The following is an 11,403-nucleotide window of genomic DNA, read 5'->3' on the forward strand; positions in this document are numbered from 1 at the left end:
TACTCCCGGCCGGGGATCGTCACAATGGCGGCACGCGCACGTCGCTTCAGTTGAGCAGCAGGATGTACGTCAGCCAGTAGGCGACGATGCCCAGGGCGAGGATGCCGACGATCGTCCAGATCGTGCGGACGGTCTTGGTCTTGCGCTGTTCTTCTTCGGGCATGGGGGGCTCCTTCTCGTGAACGTGGACAGCATCCACTGTGGCAGAGGGGCGGCGGCCCCCGCTGGCGAAACGAGGCTGTTACACGAGGGCAACCGGCGAGAAACCGCCGTGCGCGCATACTGGAGGGGCAGCGTGAGCCGCTGCGAAACCCGACCGAGACACAACACCTCGGGGGCATCTTCCACCCGGTGCACGCCGGGCGAGGCGGCTCGGCTGTCATCTTTCGGCGTGGTCTTCACCGGAACGCCTGTGCCGCGTCCGCGCGGCCGACCGTCGAAGGAGTCCACCCACAATGACTTTGCTATCCGAATCTTCGTTTTCTGAAACAGCGCTGGCGCAGGGCGCACCGGCATCCACCGCGCGCACCCTCGCCGCCGTCAGCGACGAACCCGCCCACGTGCGCGGGGCGTTCGGCCGCTTTCCGTCGGGGGTCGCCGCAATCTGCGCGAGCATCGACGATCGCCCGGTCGGGCTCGTGGCCTCGTCGTTCTCGGTCGGCGTCTCGTACAGCCCGCCGATGGTGATGTTCTCGGTGCAGAACTCCTCGACCACGTGGCCCGTGCTCGAAGGGGCGGGGCGCCTGGGGGTCTCGATCCTCGGCGGCGACCACAGCGACGCCTGCATGCAGCTCGCCTCGCGCAGCCGCGACCGCTTCGCGGGCCTCGAGACGACGACGACGGATGCCGGGGCCCTCTTCATCGACGGATCCACGATGTGGCTGGACTGCTCCATCGTCTCGACCACCCCCGCCGGCGACCACCGCATCATCGTGATGGAGGTGCACGGCATGAGCATCGACCACGACACGCACCCGCTGGTGTACCAGCAGCAGCGGTTCCACCGGCTGAGCGGGCTGGGGTAGCGGGGCGTTTCGGCTCGCCTGCGGCTCGCTCAACGGGCGAAGGGGCGTAGCGGGCGCCGTTTCGGCTCGCTTCGCTCGCTCAACGCCCGGGTACGCCGCGCGGGAGGAGGACTTTCGCGCGGCGCGAGGGCGCCGGGGCGCGGATTGTCCTCGTGTGGCGCAATAGTCCTCGCGCCGGGCGTGCGGGGGGTGCGGGGGCGCCGAGCGCACACGCAAGGCGCGAGTGCACACGTCCTGTGCGGGTGATCTCGCGCGCTGCGTGTGTGTTCGGGGTGTGCGTCGCGGGCGTGGGGGGTGTCGTTTCGTCTTGCTGCGCTCGCTCAACGACCGAAGGGGCGGCGGGTCTCGTTTCGACTCGCTGCGCTCGCTCAACGACCAAGAGGGACGCGTGCCGTTCACCGGCAAGACACCGAGCGGATGCCGCGCGGCCAGCCGGACTCGATGGTGTGGAAGCCCACCCGACCTTCTTCTGCTCAGGAGTCCCATGCCTCGTCTGCACTCCGGACTCGCGGCAACGGTGGTGTGCGCGCTCAGCGCCGCAGCCGTCGTCGCGGTGCCGTCCGCTGCTTTCGCCGCCGATCCCGGCATCCGCATCAATGAGGTCGAGTCCTCGGGCGGCACGCCCGGCGACTGGATCGAGCTCTACAACCCCACCGACGCGGCCGTCGTGCTCGACGGCTACGTGGTCAAGGACGACGACGACACGCACGTGTACGTCATCCCCGACGGCACGACCGTCGAGGCGGGGGAGTTCCTCGTGCTCGACAGCATCGAGGACGGCGTCGGCGACTTCGACTTCGGACTCGGCGGCGGCGACACCGTGCGCCTGTTCGACCCCGCCGAGACCCTCGTCGACGAGTACGGCTGGGACGACCACGCCGACACCACCTGGGGCGTCGATGACGCCGGCGAGTGGGCGCTGACGAGCGCGGCCACGAAGGGCGCGGCCAACACGTTCCCGAGCGACGACCCGACCGACCCGACCGACCCGACCGACCCGACCGACCCGACGGACCCGACGGACCCCGCGCCCGCGGCATCCGACATCGTCGTCAACGAGATCGTCTACGACGACATCTCGGGCCTCGACGCCGACCAGGTCGAGCTGTTCAACCGGGGCGCGGATGCCGTCGACCTGACCGGCTGGAGCATCTCGGACGACAAGCGCGACGAGTTCGGCGCCGTGCCGGACGGCACCGTGATCGAGCCCGGCGGCTACGTCGTGCTCGTCAATGACATCGACTTCGGCTTCGGCCTGGGCAAGGGCGACGCGGTCGTGCTCTACGACGCCTCGAGCACCGAGGTCGACGCCTACGCCTACGAGGCGACCGCGCCGCTGGCGACCTGGGCGCGCTGCCCCGACGGCTCCGACAACTGGGCGCACGCGACCGTCGTCACCCCCGGCGAGGCCAACACCTGCGAGCCGCTGCCCGAGCCCGGCGACATCCTGATCAACGAGATCGACTCGCAGCCCGCCGACTGGGTGGAGTTCTACAACTCCGGCACCGAGGCGTTCGACATCTCGGGATACGAGATCCGCGACGACTCCGACGACCACCGCTGGCAGTTCCTCGCCGGCACGATGATCGCCGGCGGCGAGCACCTCGTCGTCGAGGCCGACACCATCGGGCTGGTCGACGGGAGCGAGAGCCGCTTCGACGCCCCGATCGGCATCGGCAGCACCGACCGCATCCGCCTCTTCGATGCGACCGGCGACATGATCGACGACTCCGAGCCGTGGGCCGGCCACGCCATGATCGACGGGGATGCCGCGGCGGCCACGCTCGCGCGCTGCCCCGACGGCACGGGACCCTTCGTGCTCGCCTACGCCACCCCCGGCGAGGCCAACGAGTGCGTGCTGCCCGACATCGCGATCAACGAGATCGAGTCCAACGGCGACGCGACCGACTGGGCCGAGATCATCAACCTGGGTGCGAGCGAGGTCGACCTCTCGGGCTGGACGCTGATGGACAACGACCCCATCGGCCACGCCGCCGAGACCACGCCGCTGCCCGAGGGCACGACGCTCGCGCCGGGCGGCTTCTTCGTCTTCGACCAGCCCGACGACTTCGAGTTCGGTCTGGGCGGCGGCGACACCGTGACGATCCGCAACGCGCAGGGCGTGACGGTCGCCGAGTACGCGTACCCCGACCACGCCGACGGCGTCTGGGGCCGCTGCGCCGACGGCACCGGCGAGTTCGCCGACCTCGCCGTCTCGACCAAGGGCCTGGCCAACGCGTGCGGCAACCCCGCGCGCATCAACGAGGTCGAGTCCTCGGGCGGCACGCCCGGCGACTGGGTCGAGCTGGTCAACCCGACGGCATCAGCGCTCGACGTGGGCGGCCTGGTCGTGAAGGACGACGATGACGACCACGCGTACGAGATCCCGGCCGGCACCCGCATCCCCGCCAGCGGCTACCTGGTGATCGAGGCGGACGACCTCGGCTACGGCCTGGGCGGCGACGACACCGTGCGCCTGTTCGAGGGCGACGCGCTGCGCGACTCGACGACGTGGGGCTCCGATCACGCCGCCACGACGTGGGGTCGCTGCCCCGACACCGCGGGCGTCTTCGACGTGACCGCCGAGTCGACCAAGGGCGCGGCGAACATCTGCGTGGGCGAGATCCCGGTCGGCGACTGGCCCGGATCGGCCGACGTCACGGTGATCGACGAGACGCCGACGTTCCTCGCCGACGGCTCCGGACTCGACACGCAGCAGACGTCGGAGGGCACGTTCCTCTGGGCCGTCGACAACGGCACGGGTGTGTTCTGGAAGCTCGAGGTCGCCGCCGACGGCACCGCGGTCTTCGCGGACGGCTGGGAAGAGGGAAAGCGGGCGCGGTTCATCGCGGATGCCGCCGACCCGTCGGCCGCCGGGCCCGACACCGAGGGCATCACCCTCGACGGTGTGGGCTGGGTGTACCTGGCCTCGGAGCGCGACAACGCCGACAAGGGCGTGAACCAGAACATCGTGCTGAAGGTCGACCCGGATGCCGCCGGGCCGGACGTGGTCGCGACCCAGGAATGGGATCTGACCGGGTTGTTGCCCGAGGTCGGAGCCAACCTCGGAATCGAGGCGGTCGAGTGGGTCGCCGACGGTGACCTGACCGGGCTGGTCGACGGGAACACGGACGCGGCGTACGAGCCGTCGGATTACCCGGGCCATGGCGACGGGCTGTTCTTCGTGGCGGTCGAGGACGGCGGCGGCGTGTTCGCCTTCGCCCTGAACGGCGACGGCTCGGCCGCGCTGGTCGCCGAGATCGACGCGGGGCTGCCCGGCGTCATGGCGCTCGACTACGACACCGTGCTCGGCGTGATGTGGGCGGTCTGCGACAACGGGTGCGACGGCACCGCGGCGCAGATCACGCTCAACGGCACGTCCGAGCCCGACGTCGCGCACGTCGCCCGCCCGGCCACGATGCCCAACATCAACAACGAGGGCTTCGCGACGGCGCCGGTGGCGCTCGCGGGTGTGTCACCGCGGGCGGCCTGGTGGTTCGCCGACGGCGAGAACCCGGCCGCGCTGCGGGTGGGGACCGTGCCCGCGGGGGCCGTCGATCCGGGCGACCCGACGGACCCGACGGACCCGACGGATCCTTCGGACCCGGGCGAGCCGACCGACCCTTCGGACCCGAGCGACCCGACGCTGCCGGACCCGACTCCCGCGGACGACGTGCCGCTGCCGGGTGACGACCTCGTCGACGGCAACAGCGGCGATGTCACCGCGCCCGACACCGCCGAGCGCGGCGGTACCGTGACGATCGGCGTCGGCTCGCAGTACGCCGGCATCCAGGTCGAGGTGTGGATGTATTCCACGCCTATGCAGATCGGCTCGGGCACGGTGGATGCCGCGGGCAACATCACCGTGACGATCCCCGCCGACGCGGCCCTCGGCACGCACCGGCTGGCCGTCTACACCGAGGACGGCGAGCTGCTCGGCTGGACCAGCATCCAGATCGTGGCCGAGGGCTCGCTCGCGAGCACCGGCTCCGAGCAGTCGGGCAGCGCCCTGGCGCTCGCGCTGATGCTGCTGCTGGCCGGAGCGGGCGTGATCGCGGTGCGCCGCCGGGTGCGCGCCGGGTAGGCGGCATCCGCCCCCGACTGCACACGCAACGCGCGAGTGCACACGCAAAGAACGTGTGCGCTCGCGCGTTGCGTGTGTTCTCGGGCGCGCGGCGGGATGTGACGGCGTAAGACAGAGGCGCTCCGGGCGCGCGGGCGGGTGTCGGGGGTGCGTGGCATGCTGGCAGCGGTGGCCGGCGCTTCGCGGCTGCCGGCGCAGCATCCATCACGAGAGGGCACCCGTGACCCAGGCAGACTTCGACGCGCGCATCGACGCGCTCACCGCGACCGATCTGCGGGATGCCGGCAGCGTCAAGTGGACGCGCTTCCCCGACACGATCGGGGCCTTCGTCGCCGAGATGGACTTCGGGCTGGCGCCCGCGGTGAACGAGGCGGTGTCAGGCGCGCTGGATCGCGGTCTGACCGGGTATCTGCCGACGCACCTGACCGACGCGCTCGCGGCGGCGACCGCCCGCTGGTATGCCGAGACGTACGGGTGGCACGTGCCGGCCGAGCGGGTGCATGTGGTGCCCGACGTGATCGCGGCTTTCGAGGTGACGATGGAGCAGTTCATCTCGGCCGAGGGCGCGATCATCGTGCCGACGCCGGCGTACATGCCGTTCCTGTCGGTGCCGCCCATGCTCGGGCGGCGGGTGATCGAGGTGCCGAGCATCGAGGTCGACGGGCGGATGCTGATCGACCCCGACGGTCTGCGCAGGGCGTTCGATGACGGCGGCGAGCTGCTGGTGCTGTGCAACCCGCACAACCCGATCGGCACGGTCGCGACGCGGGCCGAGCTTCTCGAGATCGCCGCAATCGTCGATGAGAAGGGCGGGCGGGTGTTCTCGGACGAGATCCACGCGCCGCTCGTCTACGCTCCGGGGGTGCACGTGCCCTACGCGTCGATCTCGCAGGTTGCGGCGGAGCACACGGTGACGGCGGCCTCGGCCTCCAAGGCCTGGAATCTGGCGGGGTTCAAGTGCGCACAGGTGATCCTCTCGAACGAGGCCGACGAGGCGGCCTGGGAGTCGTTCGGGCAGTGGGCCGGGCACGGCACCTCCACGCTCGGAGTCGTGGCGAACGTCGCGGCGTATGAGTCGGGCCGGCCATGGCTCGACGAGGTGCTCACCTATCTCGACGGCAACCGGCGGCTGCTCGCGTCGCTCGTCGACGAGCTGCTGCCCGGCGTGCGGATGCTGGTGCCCGAGGGCACCTACATCGCGCTGCTCGATTTTCGGGGGATCGGGCTCGAGGGCGATCTGGCGGAGTGGTTCCGCGAGCGGGCCGGGGTCTCGATGACCGACGGCTCGGCGTGCGGCGAGGCGGCGATCGGGTACACCCGGTTCGTGTTCGCGATGCCGCGGCCGCTGCTGCGCGAGGCGATCGAGCGGATCGCGGGCGCGCTGGCCGCGCGCGAGGGCGCCGCGGCCTGACGCGGGGCGGCTGCGGGCCGCCGGGGCTCGGGGCGGGCGCGACCGCGTGCGCAGCCGCGGGTTCTTGCCAGGGCGACCCGGCGTGTGCTGTGCGGCCGCCCGCGTGCACAACTGCGGGGTTTGTGCCCGGCGCGCCGAGACAGGGGCGGGTGCCGCGGCGTGTCGCCCGCGGCACCCGCAGTTGTGCACGGGGCGGCGCGCGAGCACACCCGCACCCGGCGTCGGGGATGCGGCGAGCGTCGGATGCCGGGGCGCGACCCGGTCCGACGCCGGGCAGATGTCCGACGTCCGGCACACGTCCGACGGCCGCGCGCGCAATGTAACAGCATCCGCACCGACTCGTCACGCGGGCGAAACAGGGCCTCCCTAGAGTTGAACCAATCGATTCACTCGGGCGCCACACGTGCCCGAGGCGCCACACGACGCTCCTGACGCACCGGAGCACGCCGAGGAGACCGGGCATGACACTGACCGAGACGACCCCCGCCGACCCCGCGACCGTCCGCGACCTGCGCGCGCTGCCCAAGGGACACCTGCACCTGCACATGGAGGCCGCCATGAGGCCCGCGACCCTCGTGGCGATGTCCGACGCACTCGGCATCGAGCCCCCGCCTGTGGACACCTTCCGGGGCTTCACCGCGTTCATCGAGTCCTACCGCGGCCTGCTCGCCGCGCTCGACCACCCCGATCACCTCGGCATCCTGATGGACCAGATCTTCGCCGATCAGGCCGCGCAGGGCGTCGCCTACCTCGAGCTCGGGGTCAGCCCCCACTTCTATGCCGAGCGGTACGGGTCGTACGACGCGGCGCTCGCCGAGATGCTCGACCTGGCGCGCTCCGCCTCGGCCACGCACGGCGTGGCGTTCGGATTCATGCCCACGATCGACCGCATGGCCGGGCTCGAACCCGCGCTCGAGGTCGCCCGCTCGGCCGCGCGCTTCGCGGGGGAGGGCGTCGTCTCGCTCGGGCTCGCCGCGGACGAGCGCGGGTTCCCGTGCGCGGACTTCGCCGAGCCGTTCGCGATCGGCCGGGCCGCGGGCCTGCAGTCCACGCCGCACGCCGGCGAGCTCGTCGGACCGGAATCGGTGCGCGAGGCCCTCGACGCGCTCGGCGCCGACCGCATCCTGCACGGTGTGCGCGCCGTCGAAGCCCCCGCCCTCGTCGCGGAGCTGGCCGAACGCGGAATCCCGCTCGATGTGTGCCCCACCTCCAACGTGCTCCTCGACGTCGTCGCCGAGATCGGCGAGCATCCGCTCACCTACCTGCTCGAGCAGGGTGTGCGGTGCTCGATCAACGCCGACGACCCCATCCTGTTCGGCCCCGACATCCTGGCCGAGTACGAGCTGTGCCGCACGAGCCTGGGCCTGAGCGACGAGCAGCTCGCCGCGTGTGCCTGGACGTCGATCGAGACCACCCTCGCGCCCGCCGACGTCAAGGCCGCGGCGAAGGCCGGCATCGACCGCTGACTCGAAGCCGCGGGCGTCGCCAACCACGAAGAAGGGAGCGCCGCATGAGCAAGACACTGCACTTCGGGGTCTTCGAGGTCATGGGCCCGCAGGTCGGCGGCACCTTCAGCTGGGCGCACCCGCGCAGCGAGAGCCTCGGCTACCTCGACCCGCAGCACTGGATCGGCATGGCGAAGACGCTGGAGGAGGCGGGCTTCGACTTCCTCTTCTTCGCCGGCGGATACGGGTACCCGCTCATCGACGGCGACCTGCCGCGTGTGGCGGCCGAGAAGGGCATCAACTTTCCCGCCCTCGACCCCGACTATCTCATCCCGGTCCTCGCCCAGCACACCGAGCGGCTCGGATTCGTCGTCACGCAGACGACGGGGCTGGATCATCCCGTCCAGCTCGCGCGACGCTTCTCGACGCTCGACCACCTGACCGGCGGCCGTATCGGCTGGAACATCGTCACCGGCGCCTCGCAGAACGCCGTCGCCGACGTGTTCGGCCACGATCAGATGGTGCCGCACGACACGCGCTACGCCATGGCGGCGGAGTACGTCGAGCTCGCCTCGCGGTTCTGGGAGACCGGGTGGGACGACGATGCCTACGTCGGCGACCGCGACAGCGGTGTGCTCGCCCGGCGCGACGGCATCCGCCCCGTCGTCTACGACGGAGAGCACTACCGTTCGCGCGGCTATTTCGGCTCGCCGCCCTCGCCGCAGCGCACGCCGGTGCTTTTTCAGGCCGGCACGTCCCCGGCGGGCCGTGCGTTCGCCGCAGCCCACGCCGAATGCGTGTTCGTGCAGGCGACGACTCCGGCGCGCACCGCCGCTGCGGTCGCCGACATCCGGCGGCTCGCCGCCGAGGCGGGGCGTGACCCGCAGGTGATCCGGCTGATGGTGGGGCTGACCGTGTTCGTCGGCGAGACGGCGGAGCAGGCGCGCGAGTACGAGGCGCAGTTCGACGCGATGCAGACTGACGAGATCGTCGCGTCGTTGTACGCCGGCAACACCGGCATCGACCTGCTGGCCCTCGACCCCGACCAGACGCTGCAGCAGGTGATGGATGCCGGCGGCCCCGTCGGTCAGATGGGCACGAGCAACATCGAGCGCTTCCTCGGCGAAGACGCCCCGACGGTGCGCGAGATCCTCGACCAGCTGCGCGGGCGCGGCACGCGGGGCTTCCGCATCGTCGGTGACCCCGTGCAGGTGGCCGACCAGATCGAGCAGCTGATCGCCGAGACCGACCTCGACGGCTTTCTGATCGAGCCCGTCTTCCCTCCGCACGACCTGGAGGACTTCGGCCGCCTGGTCATGCCGCTGCTGCGCGAGCGCGGGCGGCTGCGCGACGGCGAGCCCGGCAACACCCTGCGGGCGCGCCTGAGCGAGACGCCCGGGGCGGACCGGCTGGGCCCGGCGCACCCCGTGCTGGCCGCGCCGGCATCCGCAGCCGGGTGACTCCCGCGCCCCTCTCGTACGATGACGGACGTGGATGGCACACCGGAGCGCCAGCGACTGCGGGGGCTCGTCGTCGACCTGATCCTGCGTGAGGGGGTCGTCGACCTGAGCCTCAGCGCGATCGCGCGGGGCGTCGGATCGAACAACCGGATGCTGCTGTACTACTTCGGCTCGAAGCAGGCGCTGATCGACGAGGCAGCGGACGCCGCGTTCGAGCGGTTCCCCCGCCTGCGCGATATGTTCGCTCGGCTGCGCGCTCCGGGAGACCTCGAGGAGCGGCTGCTCGCGGCCTGGGACGACCTGGCCGACCCCGACAGCCGCCCCTTCGTGCGGCTGTTCTTTCAGCGATTCGGCGTCGCGATGCGCGACCGCGACGAATGGGAAGCGTTCACCGAGCGCGTCGGACGCGAGTGGGTCGAGACCGTGCGTTCCGTGCTGGTCGATGAGGGGTACCCGGCCGCCCGTGCCTCGAGCGCCGCCATCCAGGTCATCGCGCTCTGGCGCGGACTGCAGTTCCTGCTGGTGGCCGGCGTGGAGGCCGAGCAGCTGCGCGAGGCCTACCGCGACAGCATCCGGGGGATGCTGGACCGGAACCGGTGACGGCGCTCAGCCCGCCCGCGCGGCCTCCTTGCGCTGGAGCCACTCGCCCAGCGGGCGCGTGGCGAGGCCGTGCACGATGACCGAGAGCGTGATCGCCAGCGTGACGGCGGTGAAGACGATGTCCTCGCCCGTGTGGCGCACCGCGACGCACGCGTAGAACAGCGCCGAGACGCCCACGGGGCCGAACGCGGACATGAAGGCCGACTCGGCGCGGGAGTGCAGCGGCGCGTAGATCGGCCGCGTCAGCCAGATGCCCGCCAGCCGCCGGCCGATCACCGCCAGCAGCAGCACGGCGACGAGGGCGAAGCCCGCCTGGCCCCAGGCATCCAGGGGCAGCAGAACCCCGAGCAGCGCGAAGACGGGAAGGATGAAGATGCGCGCGAGGGCGTCGGCGCGCTCGCCGAGCTGCTCGCGCAGGTGCGGTGCGAGCTGGCGCCCGAACATCGCGCCCGCCACGAACACCCCGAGCACGGCGTCGGCGCCCAGCACGCGCAGCATCCCGAGCATGCCGATCGCGAACGCCAGGGCGTAGCCGAAGAGTGCGACATCCTCGGTCCAGCCGCGTTCGATCGCCTTGTCGAGCAGGCGCCCCGCGGCCCATCCCGCGACCAGGCCGAGGGCGACCGCCAGCGTCACGTCGAGGAGCAGGGTCGCCGTCAACCACTCGCTCCAGGCCGTGCCGGTCTCACGTGTGAGCAGCAGCACGGGCAGCATGAGCAGCAGATAGCCGAGGCCGTCGTTGAGTCCGCTCTCGCTCGACATGTTCAGCCGCACCCGCTCGGGGATGCGTTCCCGCGCGAGCGGCCCCGTGACGATCGGCGTGGTGACGACCGGGTCGGTCGGCGTGATCGCGGCGGCGATGAGCATCGCGGTGAGCAGGGGGATGCCGGCCAGCAGCACCGCGCCGGTCGCGACGGCGAACATCACCAGCATCCCCACCCCGATGCTCGCGATCACCCAGCGGCGGTTGGTGCTCCAGTATCCGGCGGGAAAACGCAGCGCAACGCCCAGCAGCGCCATGACGAGGGTGACGCGGGTGATCTCTTCGAGCACGTGGAGGCTGTCGACGCCCAGGCCCTGGGGGTCGACGACGCCGAACACGAACGGACCGGCCAGCACCCCGGCCAGCAGCGCCAACTGCAGCGGGGGAACTCCGAGGCGTTCGAGCCACAGCGAGAACGCACTGAGCACGAAGGTCAGTGCGGCGACGAGCGCGATGGCGAGGTACACGGTGCGACACGTTGGCGCAGTTCGGCGGGAGTGTCAACGGGGTTGCGTGGTCCGGGCCCCGGGTCGTTGAGCCCGAATCCACCGATGGGTCGGGCGGTGGTGGTGGGGTCTTGATCGGGGTCGGGTTGGTGGTGTTGGGCAGGCGTGA

7 protein-coding genes are annotated in these 11,403 nt (G+C 71.4%); 6 read left to right on the forward strand and 1 reads right to left on the reverse strand.

The genetic code is table 11. From position 1 onward, the window contains the following. Window positions 1–455 precede the first annotated feature (455 nt). From M4I32_RS12840 to M4I32_RS12865, 6 genes are all read left to right on the forward strand, one after another. On the forward strand, window positions 456–1,025 hold the full coding sequence (locus M4I32_RS12840; RefSeq protein ID WP_319034877.1) for a flavin reductase family protein: 570 nt from the start codon (window positions 456–458) through the stop codon (window positions 1,023–1,025). Between the two features lie 484 nt (window positions 1,026–1,509). After that, window positions 1,510–5,109 (forward strand): lamin tail domain-containing protein, encoded by a 3,600-nt coding sequence (locus M4I32_RS12845; RefSeq protein ID WP_319034878.1) that lies wholly within the window; start codon window positions 1,510–1,512, stop codon window positions 5,107–5,109. A 220-nt stretch (window positions 5,110–5,329) separates the two neighbouring features. Next, complete coding sequence (locus tag M4I32_RS12850) at window positions 5,330–6,520, forward strand: MalY/PatB family protein (protein ID WP_319034879.1); 1,191 nt, start codon at window positions 5,330–5,332, stop codon at window positions 6,518–6,520. 461 nt (window positions 6,521–6,981) lie between these two features. Continuing rightward, window positions 6,982–7,986 (forward strand): adenosine deaminase, encoded by a 1,005-nt coding sequence (gene add / locus M4I32_RS12855; RefSeq protein ID WP_319034880.1) that lies wholly within the window; start codon window positions 6,982–6,984, stop codon window positions 7,984–7,986. A 44-nt stretch (window positions 7,987–8,030) separates the two neighbouring features. Next, window positions 8,031–9,425: an NtaA/DmoA family FMN-dependent monooxygenase gene (locus tag M4I32_RS12860; RefSeq protein WP_319034881.1), complete on the forward strand. Its 1,395-nt coding sequence runs from the start codon at window positions 8,031–8,033 to the stop codon at window positions 9,423–9,425. A gap of 30 nt (window positions 9,426–9,455) precedes the next feature. Beyond that, a complete protein-coding gene (locus tag M4I32_RS12865; RefSeq protein ID WP_319034882.1) occupies window positions 9,456–10,025 on the forward strand; it encodes a TetR/AcrR family transcriptional regulator in 570 nt (189 codons plus the stop codon). Between the two features lie 6 nt (window positions 10,026–10,031). Here M4I32_RS12865 and M4I32_RS12870 read toward each other — a convergent pair whose 3' ends face one another. Next, window positions 10,032–11,255, reverse strand: a complete 1,224-nt coding sequence (locus M4I32_RS12870; protein WP_319034883.1) for a cation:proton antiporter — start codon at window positions 11,253–11,255, stop codon at window positions 10,032–10,034. Between the last annotated feature and the right edge of the window lie 148 nt (window positions 11,256–11,403).

It is taken from the genome of Microbacterium sp. LRZ72 (assembly GCF_033792225.1).
Classification (GTDB): domain Bacteria; phylum Actinomycetota; class Actinomycetes; order Actinomycetales; family Microbacteriaceae; genus Microbacterium.

Coding starts and splice junctions, on each gene's coding strand:
- M4I32_RS12840 (WP_319034877.1), top strand. CDS start 456: ATGACTTTGCTATCCGAATCTTCGTTTTCTGAAACAGCGCTGGCGCAG.
- M4I32_RS12845 (WP_319034878.1), top strand. CDS start 1,510: ATGCCTCGTCTGCACTCCGGACTCGCGGCAACGGTGGTGTGCGCGCTC.
- add (WP_319034880.1), top strand. CDS start 6,982: ATGACACTGACCGAGACGACCCCCGCCGACCCCGCGACCGTCCGCGAC.
- M4I32_RS12860 (WP_319034881.1), top strand. CDS start 8,031: ATGAGCAAGACACTGCACTTCGGGGTCTTCGAGGTCATGGGCCCGCAG.